The sequence below is a fragment of the Pseudomonas sp. LBUM1644 genome, from assembly GCF_059716195.1.
Map to the genome: position 1 here is coordinate 4,367,515 of NZ_CP166812.1, position 23,406 is coordinate 4,390,920.

22 protein-coding genes and 2 pseudogenes are annotated in these 23,406 nt (G+C 59.1%); 12 read left to right on the plus strand and 12 right to left on the minus strand.

Annotated elements, in window-relative coordinates:
- Window positions 1-74: 74 nt before the first annotated feature.
- Together ctpM and ACA052_RS19900 are read right to left on the minus strand one after the other, a co-directional pair.
- Window positions 75-1,757 carry a methyl-accepting chemotaxis protein CtpM gene (gene ctpM / locus ACA052_RS19895; RefSeq protein ID WP_497646432.1) on the minus strand — a complete coding sequence of 561 codons (1,683 nt, stop codon included), beginning with the start codon at window positions 1,755-1,757 and terminating at the stop codon, window positions 75-77.
- A gap of 134 nt (window positions 1,758-1,891) precedes the next feature.
- On the minus strand, window positions 1,892-3,211 hold the full coding sequence (locus tag ACA052_RS19900; RefSeq protein ID WP_497650362.1) for a Na+/H+ antiporter family protein: 1,320 nt from the start codon (window positions 3,209-3,211) through the stop codon (window positions 1,892-1,894).
- A gap of 535 nt (window positions 3,212-3,746) precedes the next feature.
- Between ACA052_RS19900 and ACA052_RS19905 the strand changes: the two are divergent.
- The 5 genes and pseudogenes from ACA052_RS19905 to tal all read left to right on the plus strand — a co-directional run.
- Window positions 3,747-4,817: pseudogene (locus ACA052_RS19905) on the plus strand (methyl-accepting chemotaxis protein); the annotation flags it as partial.
- 267 nt (window positions 4,818-5,084) lie between these two features.
- Window positions 5,085-5,675, plus strand: a pseudogene (locus ACA052_RS19910) (methyl-accepting chemotaxis protein); the annotation flags it as partial.
- A gap of 179 nt (window positions 5,676-5,854) precedes the next feature.
- Entirely contained in the window at window positions 5,855-6,097 is a 243-nt protein-coding gene (locus ACA052_RS19915) for an AbrB/MazE/SpoVT family DNA-binding domain-containing protein (protein WP_497646433.1), read from the plus strand.
- A complete protein-coding gene (locus ACA052_RS19920) occupies window positions 6,094-6,489 on the plus strand; it encodes a type II toxin-antitoxin system VapC family toxin (RefSeq protein WP_497646434.1) in 396 nt (131 codons plus the stop codon). Before ACA052_RS19915 ends, ACA052_RS19920 begins: the two co-directional genes overlap by 4 nt.
- A gap of 228 nt (window positions 6,490-6,717) precedes the next feature.
- Complete coding sequence (gene tal / locus ACA052_RS19925; RefSeq protein ID WP_497646435.1) at window positions 6,718-7,644, plus strand: transaldolase; 927 nt, start codon at window positions 6,718-6,720, stop codon at window positions 7,642-7,644.
- 231 nt (window positions 7,645-7,875) lie between these two features.
- On the opposite strand, the gene rssC is transcribed toward tal, so the two are convergent.
- Together rssC and rssB are read right to left on the minus strand one after the other, a co-directional pair.
- Window positions 7,876-8,358 (minus strand): anti-sigma factor antagonist RssC, encoded by a 483-nt coding sequence (rssC, locus tag ACA052_RS19930; protein WP_007935262.1) that lies wholly within the window; start codon window positions 8,356-8,358, stop codon window positions 7,876-7,878.
- Window positions 8,358-9,539, minus strand: coding sequence for a two-component system response regulator RssB (gene rssB, locus ACA052_RS19935; protein WP_497646436.1), 1,182 nt, complete (start codon window positions 9,537-9,539; stop codon window positions 8,358-8,360). Before rssB ends, rssC begins: the two co-directional genes overlap by 1 nt.
- Before the next feature lie 276 nt (window positions 9,540-9,815).
- Here rssB and ACA052_RS19940 point away from each other — a divergent pair, with 276 nt between their 5' ends.
- Window positions 9,816-10,115, plus strand: coding sequence for a PilZ domain-containing protein (locus ACA052_RS19940; protein WP_497646437.1), 300 nt, complete (start codon window positions 9,816-9,818; stop codon window positions 10,113-10,115).
- Between the two features lie 61 nt (window positions 10,116-10,176).
- Here ACA052_RS19940 and ACA052_RS19945 read toward each other — a convergent pair whose 3' ends face one another.
- Complete coding sequence (locus ACA052_RS19945; RefSeq protein ID WP_497646438.1) at window positions 10,177-10,866, minus strand: MlaA family lipoprotein; 690 nt, start codon at window positions 10,864-10,866, stop codon at window positions 10,177-10,179.
- A 200-nt stretch (window positions 10,867-11,066) separates the two neighbouring features.
- Between ACA052_RS19945 and pcrP the strand changes: the two genes are divergently transcribed.
- A complete protein-coding gene (gene pcrP, locus ACA052_RS19950; RefSeq protein WP_497646439.1) occupies window positions 11,067-11,687 on the plus strand; it encodes an HAD superfamily inactivated hydrolase PcrP in 621 nt (206 codons plus the stop codon).
- 125 nt (window positions 11,688-11,812) lie between these two features.
- Window positions 11,813-12,076, plus strand: a complete 264-nt coding sequence (locus ACA052_RS19955; protein WP_497646440.1) for a DUF4404 family protein — start codon at window positions 11,813-11,815, stop codon at window positions 12,074-12,076.
- 146 nt (window positions 12,077-12,222) lie between these two features.
- Here ACA052_RS19955 and queF read toward each other — a convergent pair whose 3' ends face one another.
- Both queF and copI read right to left on the minus strand, forming a co-directional pair.
- Window positions 12,223-13,053 (minus strand): NADPH-dependent 7-cyano-7-deazaguanine reductase QueF, encoded by an 831-nt coding sequence (gene queF / locus ACA052_RS19960; protein WP_497646441.1) that lies wholly within the window; start codon window positions 13,051-13,053, stop codon window positions 12,223-12,225.
- Window positions 13,054-13,114: 61 nt separating this feature from the next.
- Window positions 13,115-13,636 (minus strand): copper-resistant cuproprotein CopI, encoded by a 522-nt coding sequence (gene copI, locus ACA052_RS19965; protein WP_497646442.1) that lies wholly within the window; start codon window positions 13,634-13,636, stop codon window positions 13,115-13,117.
- A gap of 154 nt (window positions 13,637-13,790) precedes the next feature.
- Between copI and ACA052_RS19970 the strand changes: the two genes are divergently transcribed.
- Together ACA052_RS19970 and ACA052_RS19975 are read left to right on the plus strand one after the other, a co-directional pair.
- Window positions 13,791-14,471, plus strand: coding sequence for a heavy metal response regulator transcription factor (locus ACA052_RS19970; protein WP_497646443.1), 681 nt, complete (start codon window positions 13,791-13,793; stop codon window positions 14,469-14,471).
- On the plus strand, window positions 14,471-15,820 hold the full coding sequence (locus tag ACA052_RS19975; protein WP_497646444.1) for a heavy metal sensor histidine kinase: 1,350 nt from the start codon (window positions 14,471-14,473) through the stop codon (window positions 15,818-15,820). The genes ACA052_RS19970 and ACA052_RS19975 overlap by 1 nt, the downstream gene beginning before the upstream one ends.
- Window positions 15,821-15,925: 105 nt before the next feature.
- Here the strand turns inward: ACA052_RS19975 and ACA052_RS19980 are convergent, their stop codons facing one another.
- The 3 genes from ACA052_RS19980 to ACA052_RS19990 form a co-directional block, all read right to left on the minus strand.
- Window positions 15,926-17,170, minus strand: a complete 1,245-nt coding sequence (locus tag ACA052_RS19980; RefSeq protein WP_497646445.1) for a lipoprotein-releasing ABC transporter permease subunit — start codon at window positions 17,168-17,170, stop codon at window positions 15,926-15,928.
- A 66-nt stretch (window positions 17,171-17,236) separates the two neighbouring features.
- A complete protein-coding gene (gene lolD, locus ACA052_RS19985) occupies window positions 17,237-17,920 on the minus strand; it encodes a lipoprotein-releasing ABC transporter ATP-binding protein LolD (protein ID WP_497646446.1) in 684 nt (227 codons plus the stop codon).
- Window positions 17,921-17,927: 7 nt separating this feature from the next.
- Window positions 17,928-19,178: a lipoprotein-releasing ABC transporter permease subunit gene (locus ACA052_RS19990; protein ID WP_497646447.1), complete on the minus strand. Its 1,251-nt coding sequence runs from the start codon at window positions 19,176-19,178 to the stop codon at window positions 17,928-17,930.
- 94 nt (window positions 19,179-19,272) lie between these two features.
- Between ACA052_RS19990 and ACA052_RS19995 the strand changes: the two genes are divergently transcribed.
- Window positions 19,273-19,854, plus strand: coding sequence for a PilZ domain-containing protein (locus ACA052_RS19995; protein ID WP_497646448.1), 582 nt, complete (start codon window positions 19,273-19,275; stop codon window positions 19,852-19,854).
- Window positions 19,855-19,868: 14 nt separating this feature from the next.
- A complete protein-coding gene (locus ACA052_RS20000) occupies window positions 19,869-20,591 on the plus strand; it encodes a glycerophosphodiester phosphodiesterase (RefSeq protein ID WP_497646449.1) in 723 nt (240 codons plus the stop codon).
- 42 nt (window positions 20,592-20,633) lie between these two features.
- Here the strand turns inward: ACA052_RS20000 and sthA are convergent, their stop codons facing one another.
- Both sthA and ACA052_RS20010 read right to left on the minus strand, forming a co-directional pair.
- The gene (sthA, locus tag ACA052_RS20005; RefSeq protein WP_057400216.1) at window positions 20,634-22,028 is read right to left on the minus strand and encodes a Si-specific NAD(P)(+) transhydrogenase; all 1,395 of its coding nucleotides are present in this window, start codon (window positions 22,026-22,028) and stop codon (window positions 20,634-20,636) included.
- 207 nt (window positions 22,029-22,235) lie between these two features.
- Window positions 22,236-23,180: an FAD:protein FMN transferase gene (locus tag ACA052_RS20010; RefSeq protein WP_497650363.1), complete on the minus strand. Its 945-nt coding sequence runs from the start codon at window positions 23,178-23,180 to the stop codon at window positions 22,236-22,238.
- Window positions 23,181-23,406: the final 226 nt, after the last annotated feature.

Below are 23,406 nucleotides of genomic sequence, written 5' to 3' on the forward strand. Positions count from 1 at the left end.
TGCAAACACAGGGTTTGCGACTGCTGCGCAGCCGAACGCAGGCTGCGCCAGCTGCTACAAGGGTGGTGTTCGGCTTAGATCCGGAACTGCCCGACCAGACTGCCGAGGCGCTGACCGAGGTCGGCGAGGCTGCGCGAGGTTTGGGCGCCGAGTTGGGTTTCGTCGGCGACGTTGTCCACAGCCACGGCGATCTGATGCACGCTGCGGTTGATTTCCTCGGCCACGGCGGTTTGCTCTTCGGCGGCACTGGCGATCTGCGCGTTCATCGAATTGATGGTGGCGATCAACTGCGCCATGGTGTCGAGCGATGCCCCCGCCTCGTTGGCCTGGGCGGAGGTGCCGTCGCCGGCCTCACTGGAACGGCGCATGGCTTCGACGGCCGATTGGGTACCGGCCTGCAAGCGATCGATCATGCCCTGGATTTCCTGGGTGCTGATTTGCGTGCGACTGGCCAGCGCCCGAACTTCGTCCGCCACCACCGCAAAACCACGACCGGCCTCACCGGCACGGGCCGCTTCGATGGCCGCGTTCAGCGCCAGCAAGTTGGTCTGCTCGGCAATCGAACGGATCACCCCGAGCACGCTGACAATCGATGACACGTCCTTTTGCAGGCTGTCGAGGGAGACGCCGCTGCTGCGGATGTCATCCACCAACGCATGAATCTTCACGATGCTGCCGGCCACCACACGCTTGGCGGCCTGGCCTTCTTCGTCGGTCTGCTGGGCAGCCACCGCCGCGTTTTGCGCGCTCTTGGCGACTTCCTGGGCAGCGGCAGACATTTCGTTGATCGCGGTGGCGACCTGATCGGTTTCGTGGCGCTGGCGCTCCATCGCTTGATCCGAGCGCTGGGCCTGGTCGGAGACCTGGTTCACCAGCCCGGTCAGCTGCGAAGTCATTTCGGTGATCTGGCGCACCAGCCCATGGATCTTGTCGACGAAACGGTTGAACGAGCCGGCCAGCTCGCCGAGCTCGTCCTGACTGGTGATGGTCAAGCGCCGGGTCAGGTCGCCCTCGCCCGCCGCGATGTCGTCGAGGTTGGCTTTCATCATGTTCAGCGGACGCAGGATCGTATTGGCCAACAGCATGCCGGCGGCAGCGATCACCAACAGCACCACGGCGGCGATCCCGACGATACTCAACACCACGCCTTCCATGCGCTCCTGAACCTTGGCTTCGACCACCGCCACCTGCGCTTCGATACCGTCAAGGTTGACCGAGGTGCCGACCGCAATGTCCCACTTCGGCAGGTATTCGGTGTAACCGAGCTTCGGCACCAGCACCTGACTGTTGCCCGGCAACGGCGAACTGTATTGCAAGTAGTGGGTGCCGTCCTTCGCGACTTTCACCAGGTCGCGGTTGACGTAGACGCCGTTCGGATCGCGGTTGTCCTTGAAGCTCTGGCCCACGCCTTCGGGACTGTTGGACTTGAACAGGCGCACGGTGTTGGAGTCGTAGCCGAAGAAGTAGCCTTCCTTGCCATAGGTGATGCTCGACAGCAACTTGATCACCTGGGCTCGCGCCGCGTCGTCGCCGGGAGCGGCGGCGTCATACAGCGGCTTGATCGTGGTCATGGCCACGGCGACGTAGCTTTGCAGGGTCGCCTTGGCATCGCTGAGCAGACGCTGACGCGTTTCCTCGACTTCCTTGTGCGCCTGTTCCTGAAGAATGAACAACGTGGTCAGGCTGATGACCAGCGCAAAGAGCAACATCGGGAGGACGGCAAGGGACAGGACTTTAGCCTTCAGGCTCATGCGCATGACGTTCACTCTTTTGATTTTGTTGGCGTGGTTGAAGGCTTTAACGGCACGCCGGGTCAAAAGTTGAACCCCCAAAAAAGATCGCAGCCAACACGGTCCTTGTAGGAGCTGCCGCAGGCTGCGATCTTTTGATCTTAAAGGACCATCGCCGCCACCCAGCCAAACGCCAGCAGCGGCAGGTTGTAGTGCAAAAAGGTCGGAACCACGGTGTCCCAGATATGGTGATGCTGGCCATCGATGTTCAGGCCAGAGGTCGGGCCGAGCGTCGAGTCCGAGGCCGGCGAACCCGTATCACCCAACGCCCCTGCGGTGCCGACGATGCACACAATCGCCATCGGGCTGAACCCCAACTGCACGCACAACGGCACAAAGATCGCCGCCAGGATCGGCACGGTGGAAAACGAAGATCCGATGCCGATGGTCACCATCAACCCCACCAGCAACATCAACAACGCACCAATGGCCTGGCTGTGATCAATCCACGCTGCCGCGCTTTCGACCAGCGTGCGCACTTGCCCGGTCGCCTTGAGCACTTCGGCAAAACCGGAAGCAGCGATCATGATGAAACCGATCATCGCCATCATCTTCATGCCTTCGGTGAACAGGTCGTCTGTTTCACGCCACTTCACAATCCCCGAGACAGAAAAGATCAGGAAACCTGCCAGCGCACCGATGATCATCGAATCCAGCAGCAACTGGATAATGAAGGCCGCCGCAATAGCCAGGCCGGCAATGCCCAGGGTCATCGGGTTGTACGCGATGCTGACCTGCTCTACCTGTTCGATCTTTGCCAGGTCGTAGACCCGTGGTTTTCGGTAGCTGAAGAACACCGCCACCAAAAGGCCGAACACCATGCCCATCGCCGGGATCGCCATGGCGTGCATGACGTTGATCTGGCTGATGTCCACGCCGCTCTTGCTGACATTGGCCAGCAGAATCTGGTTCAGGAAGATATTGCCGAAACCTACCGGGAGCACCATGTACGGCGTGATCAGGCCGAACGTCATGACGCAGGCGATCAACCGGCGGTCCAGTTGCAGTTTGGTCAGCACATATAACAGGGGCGGAACCAGCAGCGGAATAAAGGCGATATGTATCGGCAAGATGTTCTGAGAGGCGATGGCCACCACCCAGAGCAAACCGATCAGCAGCCATTTAACCTGGCGGCCACCGCTGGCGTGCTGGCGGTCGACCATCAGCAAAGCCTTGTCTGCCAGTGCATGCGCGAGGCCGGACTTGGCAATCGCCACGGCGAAAGCACCGAGTAGCGCGTAGGACAACGCCACCGTCGCCCCGCCACCGAGACCGCTGTTGAAGGCTTTAAGTGTTGCGTCGATGCCCAGGCCACCGGTCAAACCACCCACCAATGCACCCACGATCAGCGCGATCACCACATGCACGCGGGACAGGCTGAGGATCAGCATGACGCCAACCGCGGCAATTACAGCATTAATCATTGTTACCTCAAGGCAAGCGGAAAGAGTCCGGCCGGCAGTCTGCAAAGAGCCGCCAGCGGATTAAGGAATGGGTTTTATTAGAGGGCGCGCACTGTGCCGCAGAGTCACCCCCATGTCAAAGCCAACACATCCCCTGTAGGAGCTGCCGCAGGCTGCGATCTTTTGATCTTGCCCTTAAAAAACAAGATCAAAAGATCGCAGCCTGCGGCAGCTCCTACAGGGGATTCGATATTCGACAGGAGGGATAAAGAAAGCGGGATGACGGCCGTTACAGTGCAAAGTCTCAGATATATATCGATTAAAGGACGTCTCCATGTCGCTCAGACAACTTTCCATTCAATGGAAGATCACCCTGCTGGCCGGGCTTTGCCTGGCGGGTATCGTGACCCTGCTCGTGGGTCTTTCGCTGTATCGCATGGAGCACAGCTCCGCGCTGGTGAAAGCCTCGAGCATGGAGATGCTCAACGAAGCCGCCCAGGCCCGGATCGAATCCCAGGGCGAAAACCAGGCGCTGAACATTCGTCAGCAATTCATGGACGCCTATCAATATGGCCACGGCTTTTCCCGTCAGGTGCTGTTTCTGCGGGATCAGGCCGAGAAACGTTTTCTCGATGCCTTCGACCTGCGTGAAGATTTGACCCGTCAGGTCAAGTCGGCCCTGCAAGCCAACCCGGAACTGCTCGGCTTGTCTCTGGTGTTCGAACCCAACGGGCTGGACGGCAAGGACGAACTGTTCGCCGGCCAGAGCGAAGTCGGCAGCAATGATAAGGGGCGCTTTGCCTTGTACTGGTCACAACCGACCCCGGGCCAGTTGACCTCCATGCCGCTCCCCGAAAAAGACATCGCCGACACCAGCACCGGCCCCAGCGGCGAGGCGGCCAACGCCTGGTTCACCTGCCCGCGCACCACGCTCAAGCCCTGTGTGATCGAACCTTACTTCTACATGATCGACGGGCAGAACGTGCTGATGACCAGCGTCGTTTTCCCGCTGATAGTCAACGGCAAAGTCATCGCCTCGCTGTCGGTGGACATCAACCTCAACAGCCTGCAAGCGGTCAGCCTAGGCGCCAGCAAAAAACTCTATGACGGCCAGACCAACGTCAGCATCATCAGCCCGGCCGGCTTGCTCGCCGGCTACAGCCCGGACGCCAGCAAACTCAGCCAACGCCTGGAGGCCGTAGACCAGACCAGCGGCGCCGAACTCGTTCGCATGCTGGCTTCCAGCACCCGCACCCAAAGCTTGCGCAGCCATCAGCAACTGAAAGTGCTGTCGCCGTTCCAGCCTATTCCCGGCGGCAAGTCGTGGGGCGTGTTGCTCGACGTGCCGGAAAAAGTCCTGGTCGGGCCGGCCGAAGCGCTGAAAAAACAACTCGATGACAGCAACACCGCCGGCACCCTGGTTGAGCTTGGCCTGGGCGTGCTGGCCGCGTTGATTGGCCTGTTGCTGGTGTGGTTGATGGCGCGCAGCGTGACCAAACCGATCCTCGGCGTCGCACATATGCTGGAAGACATTGCCAGCGGCGAAGGAGACCTGACGCGCCGTCTCGCCTACGACAAGAAAGACGAACTGGGCCAGTTGGCCGGTTGGTTCAACCGCTTCCTAGACAAGCTGCAACCGATCATCGCCGAGGTCAAACGCTCGGTGCAGGACGCGCGCAGCACGGCGGACCAGTCGTCCGCCATCGCGACCCAGACCAGTGCCGGCATGGAACAGCAATACCGTCAGGTGGACCAGGTCGCGACCGCGTCCCACGAAATGAGCGCCACCGCCCAGGACGTTGCCCGCAGTGCAGCGCAAGCTGCCCAGGCCGCGCGGGATGCCGATCACGCCACCCGCCGTGGCCTGACCGTGATCGACCAGACCACCACCAGCATCGACAACCTCGCCGCCGACATGAGCTCGGCGATGGTGCAAGTCGAAGGGCTGGCGGCCAACAGCGAGAAAATCGGCTCGGTGCTGGAAGTGATTCGTGCCATCGCCGAACAGACCAACCTGCTGGCGCTCAACGCCGCAATCGAAGCGGCCCGTGCCGGCGAAGCCGGACGAGGTTTTGCCGTGGTGGCGGATGAAGTGCGCAACCTGGCGCGTCGGACTCAGGAGTCTGTCGAGGAAACACGCCTGGTGATCGAGCAGTTGCAGAGCGGCACCCAGGAGGTGGTGGGCTCGATGAGCAACAGTCATCGCCAGGCTCAGGGCAGCGTCGAGCAAGTCAGTCAAGCCGTGACAGCCCTGCGCCAGATCGGCGACGCGGTGACGGTCATCAGCGACATGAACCTGCAAATCGCCAGTGCCGCCGAAGAGCAGAGCGCCGTGGCCGAGGAGATCAACAACAACGTGGCGACCATTCGCGACGTGACCGAGTCCCTGTCGGGACAGGCCAATGAGTCGGCACGGGTCAGCCAATCGCTCAACAGCCTGGCGAATCAGCAGCAGAGCCTGATGGATCAGTTCCGCGTGTGATGATTGTTGCGCCCTGATCTTTCCCACGTCGAACCGTCGACGTGGGAATGTATCCATGGGCAGCACCGGTGCTCCGAACCACATCCCGTTTTGCCGTCTATCGCTACACCTCCTAGAACATTGATTTGAAGTCATCCTTACCATAATGTAAGGAAAACCGTTTGAATGGAGAATCCGCCATGGCCACTGCTACATTGACTTCGAAGGGACAAATCACCATTCCTGCACAGGTCCGGGCCTCGCTGGGGCTCGATACTGGGGATCGCATCGAATTTGTCGCCATAGGCGATGGTAAATTCGCAATCATGGCTGCCACGCATTCTGCTCGGGATCTCAAAGGACTCATTCGCAAGCCCTCTAAAGTCGTAAGCATCGAGGACATGAACCATGCCATCGCAGCCCAGGGTTCCAAGGCCATATGATAGGACTGGATACCAATGTACTTGTGAGGTACGTCGCTCAAGATGATCCAAAACAGTCGGCGCTAGCCTCTGAATTGATTGAGTCATTGACCATAACCTCCCCGGGCTTTATCACGACGGTTTCAGTTGTGGAGCTGGTATGGGTACTCCAATCCTGCTACGAGAGTGCTAAAAGCGAGATCATTACAGTCCTCGAAACGCTTTTACGGACGCGTGAATTTTCAGTGGAAAACCCCGAAATTATTTGGCAGGCATTACGTGTTTACTCCCAGGCCAATGCCGACTTTGCAGATTGCTTGATTGAGCGCAGTGCCAACGCTGCAGGCTGCGAGTACATCGTCACCTTTGACAGTAAGGCCGCCAAGACCGCAGGCATGCGCCGTCTAACGTGAGCGGACGCTTTATACCCGGTCTCAGCCTCATAACCGTCAATCCGGGCTAGCCATCAGACCAATTGAACCTGTGAGCTTGTTTGGCATCGTATTTATCGACACTGCGCCTCGCCTTTCAAACAGCCGTTTTCAGGTTGTTGCCGCTGGGGCCATCGATACACGTACGCGCCCTTGAGTGGCTGTCAGCGCTCGGGTAATGTCATCAGACCCATAGGACAGAGCACGCCCATGACTTCCAAGCTGGAACAACTCAAGCAAATCACCACCGTCGTTGCCGACACTGGCGACTTTGAAGCAATCGCTCGCGTCAAACCCGTGGACGCTACCACCAACCCTTCCCTGCTGCTCAAAGCGGCAGCCATTCCCGGTTATGCCGAGTTGCTCAACGCCTGCGTCAGCGACTGCAAGGGCGATGTGGGCCTGGCCAGCGACCGTTTTGGCGTTGCGGTAGGGCAAGAGATCCTGAAAGTGATCCCGGGCCGGATTTCCACTGAAGTGGATGCACGCTTGTCGTTCGACACTGACGCCGTCTTGAAGCGTGCGCACCGTCTGATCGAGCTGTACGACAAGGCCGGCATTGGCCGCGACCGCGTGCTGATCAAGGTCGCTTCCACCTGGGAAGGCATCCGCGCTGCCGAGATCCTGGAAAAGGAAGGCATCCAGACCAACCTGACGTTGCTGTTCTCATTCGCTCAGGCTGCCGCGTGTGCCGATGCCGGGGTGTTCCTGATTTCGCCGTTCGTGGGCCGTATCTACGACTGGTACAAGAAAGCCAACGGCAATGACTACACCGGCGCGGATGACCCGGGCGTGCAATCGGTGACCCGTATCTACAACTACTACAAAGCCAATGACTACAAGACTGTCGTCATGGGCGCGAGCTTCCGTAACCTGAATCAGATCGAGCAACTGGCCGGTTGTGACCGCCTGACCATCAGCCCGGACTTGATCGATAAGCTGGCGGCGGACAACGGCAAGCTGGAGCGCAAACTGGCGCCTGGGCATGCCGGCGAAGCACGCTTGAGCCTGAATGAAGCGCAATTCCGCTGGCTGTCCAACGAAGATGCGATGGCGACAGAGAAACTGGCTGAAGGCATTCGTCAGTTCGCCCGTGACCAGGAAAAACTCGAGGCATTGCTGCAAGCCAAGCTATAAGCGGTTAACAGCAAACGCAAAAAGGGCGAACCCTTACAGGTTCGCCCTTTTTTATGCGTTGGATTTGAGTCGGCTTCGCGCTGGTTATTGGCTGACTGTGAGGCCGCCTTCGCGGGCAAGCCTCGCTCCTACAGTTACGCGTCGTTGAAATTACCGCGACCTGCCACAACTCCCCTGTAGGAGCGAGGCTTGCCCGCGAAGGGGCCAGTGCGGACTACACCAATCGTGGGATCAATGACGCTCTAAAGCATTCACCAGATCATGAAACGCTTCACGATTGGAGTCATTGAGCCCCATGAGGATCTTGTGCGCTTCGAGCACTTTGATCCGCACCACTTCTTCGGACTGGTCCTGGTCAGGCAGGTCGGTCAGGCACTCCGGGCACGGGATTGGACGATCAACAATGTTGAACACCTGCTCGAAACCCATCGACTGCAACAGCCGGGTGATGTCTTCATGGGTGGTGACGACGGTCGGCAGCAGGCCGACCTTTTGCCGCGACAGGATCGACAGTTTGGCCAACAGGCCAAGCGTGGTGCTGTCGATGCTGCGGGTTTCGGTCAGGTCGATCACGATTGCATTGAAGTTCAATGCCGTGAAGATCCGCTCAATAGTCGCATCCAAAGCCGAACACAGGGTCAGGCGAACTTCACCGACAAACTTCAGGACGAAAGTGCCATCCTGCTCGGCGAACTGGATTCTACCGGTACTCATTAAAGATTCCTGCTCAACACCAACAGGGCGATATCATCCGGCATCTCCCCTAGCGTGGCCAATCCAAAAACCTGCCGCAGACCATCCAGGCTGCCGCCCGCTGCCTTGACCCGTTGGGGCAAAGCCGCTTCTTTTTCTTTGAGTGTAGGTTCTGGCAAAAGGTCCAGAATGCCATCAGACATCAGCGTCAGGCTGAACGTCGGCGGCAGCTCCAGCACGTGGTCTTCGTAGGTGGCTTCATTGAAGAGGCCCACCGGCAAGCCACGCCCTTCCAGATAACGGACACTGTCGGGTGTGTACAACACAGGCAACGGCAAATGACCGCCGATGCTATAGGTCAACAAACCTGTCTCCTCGTCGATGACTCCACCGACCATTGTGACGTGTTTACCCAGCTTACAACTGATCAGGCCTCGGTTGATATGACCAAGGACCTCTGAAGGCTTGAATTCCGGCAATGTGCCGCTGCGCTTGGATTCGAACAGCAAGCGCGTGGTCATGAATTTCAACAGCACGGTGACGAAGGCTGAAGAGGCACCATGACCGGAAACGTCCGCCAGGTAGAAAGCAACCCGACGCTCGTCGACCCGAAAGTAGTCGACGAAATCACCCGACAGGTACAGTGACGGGATGATCTGGTGAGCAAACTGGAACTCGTCGATCGTCCAGGGGCTGACCGGCAACATGTTCATCTGCACCTGGCGACCGGCGTTCTGGTCTTCCTGGAGCAGGTTCAGGCTGGCTTCGAGTTCGCGATTGGCCTTTTCCAGCTTCTCGCGGTAGCGCTGGTTTTCCAGCAGCAGGCGCGCACGATCCAGGGCCCGGCGCACAGAGTGCTCGAGCACGGCCAGATCTTCGAGAGGCTTGATCAGGTAGTCCGCCGCGCCAAGGCGCAAGGCCTCGACGGCATCGTTCATCACGCCAGCGCCCGAAACCACGATGACCGGAGTTTGCGGCGAACGCTCGGTGACCTGGCGGATAAGTTCGAGTCCGCCCATCTGCGGCATGCGCAGATCGCAGATAACCAAGTCGGGCTTGTCTTGCTCGAATACCTGAAGACCTTGCTGGCCATTGCTGGCCTGCAAGACACTGAAACCACTGTCTTCCAAATAGGCGGCGAGGCTCGCGCGCACTACTTCGTCATCATCGATTATCAGCAGCGTGGCACTGGTTTTTGGCATGTGGGCAAACGGCGCCAGAATTAGGTTGGCGTAGCTAGCAGGGGTTTTAGCCCGGCTCACACTACTGGATTCGCTTTCTAGCCTCTCTGCTGCACTGTTTTCGAGCGTGCGCCCTACACACAGGTCCACCAAAGGTGCCCTTCTAAGGCGCAGACGGTACTCCCATCCGCGGGGCGTTTCAAGCTCACGCCGATGGTCGCTTGAGGACTTTACTTGTCAAATCACCGAGAGTTATAAGAACAGGCTAAACCGTAACTCAATGGAAGGATGAAGCCCATGAGTCAAACTGATCGGGACTACAGCGAAAAGCGCGATTTTATCCGCATGCGAGTCGATGCCGATGTATCGCTGATTCATGAGGGAGACGAGGTTGCAGCCGTCTGTATCGACCTTTCCAGCAGTGGCATGCAAGTACAGGCGCCTCGCTTGTTCAAGGTCGGTGACCGACTGAGCGTGCGCATAGATTCAGAGCACGCCGCCCTCAAAGGGCTCGAGGCTGACACCGAAGTGGTGTGGGTCAAGGAACAGGACGGCAGTAACCAGAAACTCGGGCTTACAATCTTGAAGATGAAATAACCCGCGGATGAAACGAAAGAAGGCGGCCCAATGGCCGCCTTCTTTGTTTTACCGATCGAGATCAAAAATCGTCTTCGACCTGGCCATCCTTTACTTTGAATTCGCGGTTCTGCAAATACGCGTTGCGAATAAAGATGTACTTGTCGCCATTGATCAGCTTTTCGGCTGACAGCAGGCTGGCACGGGTGTCGACGATATTCAGGCCGAAGATCGAGTTACGCACCGGCACGTCGTTGATATACGGGTACGGGCCGGTGTAGCTGTCGACGAACTTGGACGGTGCATCACGCAAGGTGCTTGGGCCGAGCAGTGGCAGCATCACGTATGGACCGCTTCCTACGCCCCAATAGCCGAGGGTCTGACCGAAGTCTTCGTCGCTGCGTTGCAAGCCCATCCGGGTGCCGACGTCGAAGAAACCCAGCACGCCGAACGTGGTGTTGAAGATCAGGCGCGCGGTGTCCACACCCGCCGCGGCCGGTTTGGCCTGCAAGAGGTTGTTGGCGAGGTTGGTCACATCGCCCACGTTGCGGAACATATTGTGGATGCCGTCTTCCAGGAACTGCGGCGTCACGAACTCATAGCCCTGGGCCAGTGGCTTCAGTGCGTAGGTATCGACCACGTCGTTGAACTTATAGATCGGACGGTTGATGCTTTCCCAAGGGTCGTCTTCCGAAGCTGCCTGGGCAACGAACGGAACCAGCAACAGGCTGGCACACACGGATAGCTGAGCGAGATGATTGCTCCAGCGCATAGAAAAGCTCCTTGGACTGTACTGGCGCGGGCGCTTGGCCCGGGCGTTAAGCTGGCTAGTATAAGACGTAACAGCCACTTTAGGCAGTATCGAGCGCGATGGCCTACGGATGATTTGTCCTGACTGTGAGTGATTCACAACCCTGTCACTCTACTGTCATCCTCGCCGCCTAGCCTTGTGGTTATTTCAGGGACGTTGACATGCCGCACGCCGAAACCTTGCCCCTCGCTGCGCCCAGCCTGACCGCCGTTTTGTTCGGCCTCAGTGGTTGCCTGGTGGATTTCGGCGCCCGCACACGCGAGCACGCCAGTGTTGCAGCCGAGCACGCCGAGGTAACGCATGGCGCTTTGGACAGCCTGTGCAGCCTGCAACGCCAGAAAATTCCCTGTGCCTGGCTTGATGAGCTCCCCCCTGCCCTCAGCCATTCCCTGGCTGCCGCCCTGCCGGAATGGATCAAACCTTCGCAACACCCCGCAACAAACAATCCTTGGCCGGCGCCGAATGCCTGCTGGCAAGCATTGATGGCTTTGAATGTCGAACGCCTGGATGGCTGCGTGCTGGTCAGCGGCGAACCGCGATTGCTGCAAGCGGGGCTCAATGCCGGATTGTGGACCATTGGCCTGGCGTCCTGCGGCTCGCTGTGTGGGCTGTCGCCTGCACAATGGCAGGCGCTGACCCAGCAGGAGCGTGACCTCAAGCGTGGCAAGGCAACGGTCCAGCTGTTCGGCCTGGGCGTGCATTCGGTGATCGACCACCTTGGGGAACTCGACACCTGCCTGGCAGACATCAGCTTGCGCCGGCTCAAGGGCGAAAAGCCCTGATCGCCGCCTCACACCTATGAACGCATGCAGGTTGCGCGCGAGTGGATTAATCTAAAGGCCAGCCATAGACCTTTGGCGTGCCGCTGCGGTCTATGCCAGTGCCTATCGATAAAAGGAAGAACGTCATGCCTGCCCGCGAACTGCAAGAACAGCTCAATACTCTGCGCGAGCAATTGGAACAGAACCCGCCACTGTCTGAAGCCGAGCGCGCTGACCTGCATGCACTGATGCAACAGATCGAACTTGAGCTTGAGCTCGAAACCAAAACCAAGGACTCGAACCTCGCTGACGGCGTTAACCTGGCCGTCGACCGCTTCGAAGTCGAACACCCCGCGATTGCTGGCACCTTGCGCAACATCATGAATGCATTGGTCAGCATGGGGGTCTGAACCCACCGGATACAAAAAAGCCCTGCTAGCGATAGCGGGGCTTTTTAGTTTTTGCCAGGAAGATCGCCAAGATCGCAGCCTGCGGCAGCTCCTACATTGGAACGCGTTTCCCTGTAGGAGCTGCCGCAGGCTGCGATCTGTTGACCTTACTGGCGGACCAAACGGTGATTCGGCAGTTGAACGGTTTCAGTACTGCGGTACGGGTTGATGTCCAACCCGCCACGTCGCACATACCGCGCATACACCGTCAATTTCTCCGGTTTCAGCAACCGCTGCAGATCCAGGAAGATCCGCTCCACACACTGCTCGTGGAAGTCGGAGTGCTGACGGAAACTCACGAGGTACTCCAGCAAACTTGCGTGATCCAGCGCCGCGCCACGGTATTCCACCGCCACACTGCCCCAGTCTGGCTGACTGGTGACCGGACAGTTGGATTTGAGCAAATGACTGTGCACGCTTTCTTCGACAATCTGCGAATCATCACAACGCAGCAGCTCAGGGCGCGGGTGCTCATAGTTGCTGACGCTGATGTCCAGATCATCGATGCAGACACCCGGCAACGCCACGACACCTTCGGCTTCGACCTCTTTCAGGCTGCGAATTCGCACGCCAACCGGCTTGCCGGCAGCGGCCGACAGGTCTTTGACCAGCGTGGCTTCGAGGCCCGCGGTGTCAGCAAATGGCGTCTGGTTCAGCGAATTGAGGTACAGCTTGAACGACTTCGATTCGATGATGTTCGGCGAGTCCGCCGGGATGCTGAATTCGCCGATCGCCACCACGGGTTTGCCCGACGGCAATAGCCACGACAGCTCGAAGCAGTTCCAGAAATCCACGCCTTTATAAGGCAGCGTTTCGGCTGTCAGGCCCAACTCGGCCCACTTTGCGGTGCGCGGGATCGGGAACAGCAGAGACGGCGTGTAAGTGGCAATGTATTCGCTGGATTTGCCCAGCGGCGAGTGTTCGGCTGCGGGATGCATGGCGGAAACCTGACTGAATAATCAGCGGATTCTACCAGCCTTTGCGCGCGCCTTTGAGTGCTTACTGACTGACAGTCAACTTGCCAACCATGCCCGCCTGATAATGGCCGGGAATATTGCAGGCAAATTCGAGGTTGGTGGCTTTGGTGAAGGTCCACGTCAGTTCGGCAGTCTTTCCCGGTTCCACCAGGACGCTATTCGGGTCATCGTGCTTCATTTCATGATCCATTCCGGCCATAGAACCGTGGTCCATTTCCTTCATGGCCGTAGGTGTAAGCATGCCGCTTTGCTGCATCTTCATCATTTCCTGCTGATGTCGGGCATGCATCGCCGCGTCACCGAGATTGAATTCGTGCAGCAACTGGCCTTTATTCACCAACACAAAGCGAATCGTCTCACCGGCCTTGATATCGATGGCCTTGGGCGTGAATGACATGTCACCCATCACCACTTCAACGCTACGAGTCGCCTTGGCCGCCGGCGCCGGCTGGCCGAAGTCATAGGTGTGCACCGGAGCGGCCCATACCGGCGAACTCAGCGCCAGCATGCACGCGGCCAGCACCAGAGGTTTGCGCAAAAACATAGTCGTACTCCAACAAGATAAGGTTCAGCCTGTGGAAAACTCTAAACTGCTGGCACTGCCCATAACCTGACAGCTAGATTACAACTTTGTCAGGTTGACCTGTATTAACGCTACCCACGGTATAACGCGTTCGTTCCATTGCCCCGAGTTGACCATGAAATTGCTGATTGTCGAAGACCAAGCGAAAACCGGCCACTATCTGCGCCAGGGCCTGACCGAAGCCGGGTTCAACACTGAACTGGTGGCCGACGGCAGCACCGGCCAGCAACTGGCGTTGACCGGCGACTACGCGTTGTTGATCCTCGATGTGATGCTGCCCGGTCGCGATGGCTGGCAGATTTTGCAGGCGGTACGCGCTGCCGGCCTTGATACGCCGGTACTTTTTCTGACGGCGCGAGACGCGGTGGAGGACAGGGTCCACGGCCTCGAACTCGGTGCCGACGATTATCTGGTCAAGCCGTTCGCCTTCTCCGAACTGCTGGCCCGGGTGCGCAGCCTGTTGCGTCGCGGCAGTGCCCCACCTCAGGAAACCAGTCTGCAACTGGCCGATTTGCGCCTGGATTTGCTCCGTCGCCGCGTCGAACGCAGCGGTCAGCGCATCGACCTGACAGCAAAAGAATTTGCCCTGCTGGAAATGCTCCTGCGCCGTCAGGGCGAGGTGCTGCCCAAGTCCCTGATCGCCTCCCAGGTCTGGGACATGAATTTCGACAGCGACACCAATGTCATCGAAGTCGCGATCCGCCGGTTGCGCTTGAAGATCGACGATGAATTCCCCAACAAGCTGATTCACACGGTGCGCGGCATGGGTTATGTCCTTGAAGAGCGCCCTGCCTGATGCGTCGCCTCTCCTTGAGCAGTCGCCTGGCGCTGCTGTTTGCCGCTTGCACGGCGGTCGTCTCGTTGTTCGCCGGCGTGTTGTTCAGTCGCGCCAGTGAGGCGCACTTCGTGGAGCTCGATCAGCAATTGCTGGACGGTAAGTTGATCGGGTTACGCCGGGCACTTCACGACATTCAATCGAGTGATAGCGAAATCAAACTGGCCGATGAATTGAGTCGGCAGGCTGATCTGTCGCTGCGGATTACCGGCAGCGACGGCCAGCGTTGGTATGACAGCTCGACGCACCTGCCCGACAAACTCCCGCCAATACCTGGCCTGTCGACCCTGAACAACGACGGCACCGATTATCGCGTGCTGAATGCTCCGTTGTTTGTCGACCAGCCTGATTCACCGCAACTGACCTTGTTGCTGGACATCACCCACCACCAACACTTTCTTCAACGCATGCAGCACCTGATCTGGCTCACCGTTGGGTTGTCGGCCCTGGCGACTGCGCTGTTGGGTGCGTGGGCAGCGCGCAGTGGCTTGCGCCCATTACGGCGGATGAGTGCGGTCGCCAGGGGTGTTTCCGCGCAATCGCTGACGGCTCGCCTGCCCGAAGAGAACATGCCGCCAGAACTCGCGGAACTGGCCCACAGCTTCAACGCCATGCTCGGACGCCTCGACGACTCTTTTCAGCGGCTCTCGGCCTTCTCTGCCGACATCGCCCATGAACTGCGCACGCCGCTGTCGAACCTGCTGACCCACACCCAGGTCACCCTCACCCGCCCACGACCCATCGAGGATTACCGCGAAGCGCTGCACAGCAACCTCGAAGAACTGCAATGGATGGCCCAACTGGTCAACGACATGTTGTACCTGGCCAAGGCTGACCACGGATTGCTGATGCCCAAGCGCGAACCGCTGGAGCTGGCGGAGGAAGTGGATCTGTTGTTGGAGTTTTTTGCGCCACTGGCTGAGGACGCTCAGGTAAAGCTCCATCGTGAAGGCAGCGCGCAGATGGAGGGCGACCGCAGCATGTTGCGGCGGGCATTGTCCAACCTGCTGGACAACGCATTGCGGTTTACGCCGGCCGAGGGTGAGGTCCGGGTGCGGATTATTGAACAAGCTGCAGGTTTGAGTCTGACGGTTGAGAACAGCGGCAAAGGCATTGACGGAGCATTGCTGCCGCGGTTGTTCGACCGTTTCTACCGGGCTGATCCGGCGCGACAGGAAGGCAGCAGTGAACATGCAGGGTTGGGATTGGCGATCACCCAGTCGATCATCCGCGCCCATGGCGGGCAGATTCGTTGCGAATCGGATAACGGATGGACGCGGTTTGTGATCGAGTTGCCCAAGGGAGATTGAGGCCTGCCCCCTGTAGGAGCTGCCGAAGGCTGCGATCTTTTGATCTTGCCCTTAAAAATCAAAATCAAAAGATCGCAGCCTTCGGCAGCTCCTACAGGGAGCGGCTTATGAATACCGTAACGCGTGAGCCGGTTCGATTTTCGCCGCGCGCCAAGCCGGGTAAACGGTGGCGAGGAAGCTCAGGATGAAACCCGCCGAGCAAATCAACACCACATCCCCACCCTGCAGTTCCGAAGGCAAGTTGCTGACGAAGTACACATCCGAACTGAAGATGTGCTGCCCGCTCACTCGCTCTATCCAGCCCACCAGCTCACTGACGTTAAGCGCCGCAATCACGCCCAGCACGCCACCGATCACGGTGCCGACAATCCCGATCACCGTGCCCTGCACCATGAAGATTGCCATGATCTGCCGTGGCGTCGCGCCGATGGTGCGCAGGATCGCGATGTCCGCACCCTTGTCGTTCACCACCATGATCAGGGTCGCGATGATGTTGAACGCCGCCACGGCGACGATCATCAGCAACAGCAGGCCGATCATGGTTTTCTCCATTTTCATTGCACTGAACAGGCTGCCCTGGGTGTGGGTCCAGTCGTCAGCCTTGTAGGCTGTGCCCAGGCCGCCCGCAATATCACTGGAAACCTTCGGCGCCGCGTACAAATCCTTCACCGCCAAGCGCACGCTCTGCACCTGGTTCGGCTGCCAATGTTGCATCTGCGCCGCATCTGCGACGTGGATCAGCGCCATGGAGCCGTCCAGCTCGGCACCGACCTTGAACACACCCACCACGTTCAGCCGCTGCATGCGCGGGGTGATGCCTCCCGGTGCGTTACTGACTTCCGGCACGATCAGGGTGATCTTGTCACCGACATTCAAGCGGAAGCGCCGCGCCGTGATCTCACCGACCACCACGCCAAACTCGCCTGGCTTCAAGGCATCGAGGCGCCCCTGAACGATGTGCTGGGCAACGATCGACACCTTGCCTTCCAGCGCCGGATCGACGCCACTGACCTGGATCGGCTGCATCGTACCTTTATAGGAGAGCATGCCTTCCATCTCGGTGAACGGCACCGCCGCCGTCACTTGCGGATTTTTCATCGCGGCAGCAGCCACGGGTTGCCAATCGTCGATCGGGTTCACGCCGACGATGGTCGCGTGCGGCACCATGCCGAGGATGCGCGAGCTCATTTCGCGCTGGAAGCCGTTCATCACCGACAACACCACGATCATCGCCAGCACGCCCAGGGCGAGGCCGATCATCGAGGTCATCGAGATGAAGGAAACAAAGCGATTGCGGCGCTTGGCGCGGGTATAGCGCATGCCGATAAAGATCGATAACGGTCTGAACATTCGCTGGGGCACCGTATAAAAATAAAAGACCCGACGTACTTTTCAGCGACGCCGGGTTTCAGCCAATCAGATGGGCGTCAGGCAACCTTCCTGCAAATGCAGGACGCGGTCCATCTGGCGAGCCAGGTTCATGTCGTGAGTCACCACCAGGAACGCCGTGCGCATCGAGGTGCTGAGTTCCAGCATCAAATCCTGGATGCCCTGGGCGGTGTGGGAGTCGAGGTTACCGGTCGGTTCGTCGAGCATCACCAGGCCCGGGTTGTTCACCAGGGCGCGGGCGATGGCCACGCGCTGACGTTCACCGCCGGACAGTTCCGACGGCTTATGCTCCAGGCGATGCCCCAGGCCTACCCGCTCCAGCAACGCCGTTGCACGCTTGCGCGCTTCCGGGATTGCGGTCTTGCCGATCAGCAGCGGCATGCAGACGTTTTCCAGCGCGGTGAATTCCGGTAGCAAATGGTGGAACTGGTACACGAACCCAAGGGAGCGGTTACGCAGCAGGCCACGATTCTTCTCGCTGAGTGCCGAGAGCTCTTCGCCGTCGAGCCAGACACTGCCCTTGGTCGGCGTATCAAGACCGCCCAGCAGGTTGAGTAAAGTACTTTTGCCCGAACCCGAAGTGCCGACAATCGCCACGCGCTCACCTGGATGCAGCTCCAGCTGCAGACCGGCCAGGACTTCTACCGACTCCGGACCTTCCTCGTAGGATTTGCCCAGGTTGCGGCAACTCAAGATTGCTTTTTCACTCATGCCCGACTCACTCATAACGTAGCGCCTCCGCAGGCTGGGTGCGCGCGGCACGCCAGGCTGGATACAGGGTGGCGAGGAAACTCAGGACCAACGCGGCGGCGCAGACCGTCAACACATCCTGGCTCTGCACCTGCGACGGCAGGTAATCGATGAAGTACACGTCGGCGTTCAGGAACTTGTGCCCGATCAAGCCTTCGAGCACCGAAATCGCGGCGCTGACGTTGAGCGCGGCAAAGATCCCGACCACGGCGCCGATCAGCGTACCGACCACACCAATGACCGTGCCCTGCACCATGAAGATCGCCATGATCGATCCCGGCGTGGCGCCAAGGGTGCGCAGAATCGCGATGTCGCCCTTCTTGTCGTTCACCACCATCACCAGTGTGGAAATGATGTTGAACGCGGCCACGGCAACAATCAGCAGCAACAGCAGGCCGATCATGGCTTTTTCCATGCGGATCGCCTGATACAGGTTGCCGTGGGTGCGGGTCCAGTCGCGTGCGTAGTAATGGTCTTCGCCAAGTTGCTGGGCGATGGACCACGCGGTGCGTGGCGCCTGGAACAGATCGTCGAACTTCAAGCGGATGCCTTGCACCTGATCCGGTTTCCAGCGATGCAGCCTGGCCAGATCCTGCAGGTTGGTGACACCCAGGTAGCCATCAAGCTCACCCGCGCCGACATGGAAGATGCCGACCACGGTAAAGCGCTTCATGCGCGGGAACATTCCGGCCGGGGTCACGGTGACCTCCGGCGCGACAAATGTCAGCTTGTCGCCGATGGCCGCGCCGAGCTTGGCTGCCGCCTTGTCGCCAATGACGATGCCAAAGCTGCCGGGCGCCAGGTCGTCCAGTTTGCCCTGCAGCATGAACTTATCAATGATCGAGACGTTGCGCTCCAGCGCAGGGTCGATGGCATTGAGCAGGACTTTGGAGACCTTGCCATTGTTGGTCAGCAAACCCTGCATCTGGGTGAACGGCGCAACGGCCGTCACCTGCGGGTTCTGCTTGACCTTGGCGGCCAGGCTTTGCCAGTCGCTGATCGGCTCACCGGACTCGATGGTCGCGTGGGGCACCATGCCCAGCACGCGGGTGCGCATCTCATGATCGAAGCCGTTCATGACCGACAGCACCACAATCATCACGACCACGCCGAGGGCGAGTCCGATCATCGAAGTCAGGGAAATGAACGACACAAAATGATTGCGACGCTTTGCACGGGTATAACGCGTGCCAATAAATACGAAGAGAGGTCTGAACATGTCGGGGCTTGTTCGGAGGGAAAAGGAACGTCCTTGTGGCGGGGGTCGGTAACCAGCTTTACACTCAGACCACCGCCGCTACCATGGGTTCGCCATGTCGACATTAGATGAAGAAGATCGCCGCGAATACTACCGTATCGAGGATTCGATCGCACTGGAAATTCGGCCCCTGTCCGCTCCCGAAGCGGCAGGACAGGAAGTGTTGCAGGACGCTTCCCCGCTGTTCAACTTGCTCAGCGAACTGCACCTGAGCGAATTCGAGTCGCAACACCTGCTGCGCCAGATCAGTGAACGCGACCGGAACCTCGCGGCGTTCCTGAAATCCCAGAATAAACGCATCGATCTGCTCAGCCAGGTGATAGCCATCACGGTGCTCGGGCAAATCGGCGAACCGCAGCCGGTGATCATCTCCGAAGGCGGCATCGACTTCCAGAACCCGACGCCCATCGCCGCCGGCGCTCACCTGTCGGTCAAACTGGTGCTGATGCCGCAAGCGCTGGGCCTGTTGCTCCGGGCCAGGGTCACGCATTGCGACCGCAAGGGCGGCGGCTATGACATCGGCACGGAGTTCGAACGCCCGACCGATGCCCAACGGCAATTGCTGGCCCGCTACATTTTGCAAAGGCAGGCCCAGGAACGACGCCTGGCCCGCGAACAAAACGAATCAGGCATTTAATTTAAGGAAGAACCGTGACCCTCATCTACGGCCATCGCGGCGCCAAGGGCGAAGCACCGGAAAACACCCTGACCAGTTTTCAGGAATGTCTCAAGCACGGCGTGCGCCGTTGCGAACTGGACCTGCACCTGTCCATGGATAACGAGTTGATGGTCATTCATGACCCCACGCTCAAGCGCACCACCGACCGTCGCGGCAAGGTCGTCGAGCACTCGGCGGCGGAGCTGGTGACCTACGATGCGCGCAAGGGTGGCCCGGGCTGGATCAAGCCGTGCCCGATCCCCACGCTGGAAGAACTGTTCGAGAAATGCGATTTCGAGCACTGGCAGCTGGAGGTCAAAAGCGCATCACGCACCCGCGCCTCAACGACGGTGCTGGCCATTCGCGAAATGGCCCAGCGTTTTGGCTTGCTGGACAAGGTGACGATCACCTCGAGTTCACGGGAAGTGCTGAAGGCCGCACTTGATCTGGTGCCGGACGTGTCTCGCGGACTGGTGGCCGAGTATGCGTGGCTCGATCCATTGAAGGTCGCGCAAAGTTATGGCTGCGAAATCCTGGCGCTGAACTGGACCCTGTGTACGCCGGAACGCCTGGAGAAGGCGCAGCGTCAGGGGCTGCATGTGTCGGTGTGGACAGTCAACGAGCCCGCGCTGATGCGCAGACTCGCCGACTTCGGCGTTGACAGCCTGATTACAGACTTTCCCGGTTTGGCCAGCGCCACGCTCGAGAATTGCTGAAATCGGTCTCCCCGGCCGGCTCAGGCCACCGGCCGGAGCCACTCAAAAAAGCCGGTTGAGGCCATCGTACGCCGCTACCCGATAGGCTTCAGCCATGGTCGGGTAGTTGAACGTCGTGTTGACGAAGTACTTCAGCGTGTTCAGTTCACCCGGCTGGTTCATGATCGCCTGACCGATGTGCACGATCTCCGACGCCTGATAACCGAAGCAGTGAACGCCCAACACTTCCAGCGTTTCACGGTGGAACAGGATTTTCAGCATGCCCTGGGGCTCGCCGGCAATCTGTGCGCGCGCCATGCTCTTGAAGAATGCCTTGCCCACTTCGTACGGCACCTTGGCCTGGGTCAGCTCTTGCTCGTTCTTGCCGATCGAGCTGATCTCGGGAATGGTGTAGATGCCCGTCGGCACGTCGTTGACGAAGCGCCAGCTGTTGTTATCCACAATGCTGCCAGCGGCCGAACGGCCCTGGTCGTGCGCGGCACTGGCCAGGCTTGGCCAACCGATCACGTCACCGGCACCGTAGATGTTCGGCACGCAGGTGCGGTAAGCCTCGTCGACTTCGATCTGGCCACGGCTGTTGACCTTCACGCCGATGTTTTCCAGACCCAACTGGTCGGTGTTGCCGGTACGGCCGTTGCACCAGAGCAAGGCATCGGCCTTGATCTTCTTGCCGGACTTGAGGTGCAGGATCACGCCGTTGTCCACGCCTTCGACGCGGTCGTAGTCTTCGTTGTGGCGCACCGTAATATTGTTGTTGCTGAAGTGGTAACTCAGCGCCTGGGAAATTTCCGAATCGAGGAAGCTCAGCAACTGACCGCGGTTGTCCACCAGTTCAACCAATACGCCCAGGCCACTGAAGATCGACGCGTACTCGCAACCGATCACGCCGGCGCCGTAAACGATGAGTTTGCGCGGGGTGTGGCCAAGGCTGAGGATCGTGTCGCTATCGTAGATACGCGGGTGATGGAAATCGATGTCCGCCGGGCGATACGGGCGCGAGCCAGTGGCGATGATGATGTGCTTGGCAACAAGCTTCTCTACCACGCCGTTGGCGCAGACCACTTCGATGGTTTGCTCGTCGGCGAAGCTGCCGGTGCCGAAGAACACGTCGACACGGTTACGGGCGTAGTAACCGGTGCGCGAGGCGACTTGTTTGGAGATGACTTTTTCCGCGCTTTTCAACACGTCCGGGAACGAGAACCAGCGTGGCTCACCAATCGCCCGGAACATCGGGTTGGTGTTGAACTGCATGATCTGCCGGACCGAATGACGCAGTGCCTTGGACGGGATGGTACCCAGGTGGGTGCAGTTGCCGCCGACCTGGCGACGGCTATCGACCATCGCCACCTTGCGCCCTGCTTTGGCGGCGTTCATTGCCGCGCCTTCTCCCGCCGGGCCGGAACCCAGCACCACCACGTCGTAGTTGTAGACAGCCATGCGTACTCCTCAGAACAGGCCGCGGCGCCCTCGGCACCTGCGGCTAAATCACGCCGAGCTGCGGCGTGAAGGAACAATTTGGGGCCAGTGCAGAACCCGGACACAGTCTATAGAAGCGTCAACGCCGCGCACATTAACCCTTGGTCGCGTCGTAGGCTAGTTTTGCCTGCACTACAACGCCAGTCTTCGATGCATCAATCGCCGTAATCACTCGGGTTTGTCGCCACTCAGGCGCTCAAAAGCCTGACTGGTTCGTGTGACGAAACCTGTATCGGCGCGAATCACAAAGAATGCACCGATGTCGTGGCTTTCGGCGTAGTCCCAACCCCGTTCCGGACCGAGAATCAGCAACAGCGTCGATAAGCCATCGGCCATCAACGCTGAAGGATGAATCACTGTGACTGACGCCAGCGCGTGTGAGACCGGTGCGCCGGTGCGGGCATCGAAGGTGTGGGAATAGCGCCGACCGTCCTGTTGAAAATAATTTCGGTAGTCGCCGGAAGTGGACACACCGTAGCCATCCACCTTGATGATGCGCTCGGCGACTTGCTGATCGTCACGGGGTTCTTCCAGTGCGATCTTCCAGGCGGAACCGTCGAGCTTTTTGCCAGAGGCCTTGAGTTCGCCGGTAGCTTCGGCGAGGTAGTCATGAATGCCCATGGCCTCCAGTCTTGCGGCAATCGTATCAACCGCGTAACCGGCGGCGATGCTATTGAAGTCGACTTCCACCGCCGCATCCTTGCACAACTGATCGCGATCGATGCGCAGGTGCTGGTAGCCGACGCGCTGCCGCACCTCGGCCAGCGCCTCGACGGCGGGGACTTTTTCTTCACGCGCCTGCGGACCAAAACCCCACAGATTGAGCAGCGGCTCCACCGTCAAATCGTAGGAGCCTTCGCTTTGCTCCGACAGCTGTTCACCCACCCGGATCAATTTGAGGATGGGCGCGGGCATTTTCTGACAACGATTAGCAGGCAGATCGTTGAAGTGCCCGATGTCCGAGTCGCTGCGGTAGGTCGACATCTGCTGATCGACTTCAGCGAGAATTTTTTCGACCTGCAATTGAACCTCTTTTGGCGCGGGAAGACCGGCGTGGCGCACGTACTTGATCGAATACGTGCTACCCATGGTCGGGCCGCCGAAGCTTTCCATTGAGTCGCCGTTGCCGCAGCCGGAAAGCACAACGGCTACCAACAAGAAAAACCCCGTCCGCCGATTCGACAAATCCCACGCTCCCCGACGCCAATGCCCGCCATTATGCATCACCCCCTGTAATTCGCTTCGGTGCGCAAACCTTGCCGCGTAATGGTTATATCGTTTAAGCAGCACGCTAACTAGTTGTTGCCTATCTATCTCCACACACATATTGTTACAAAAC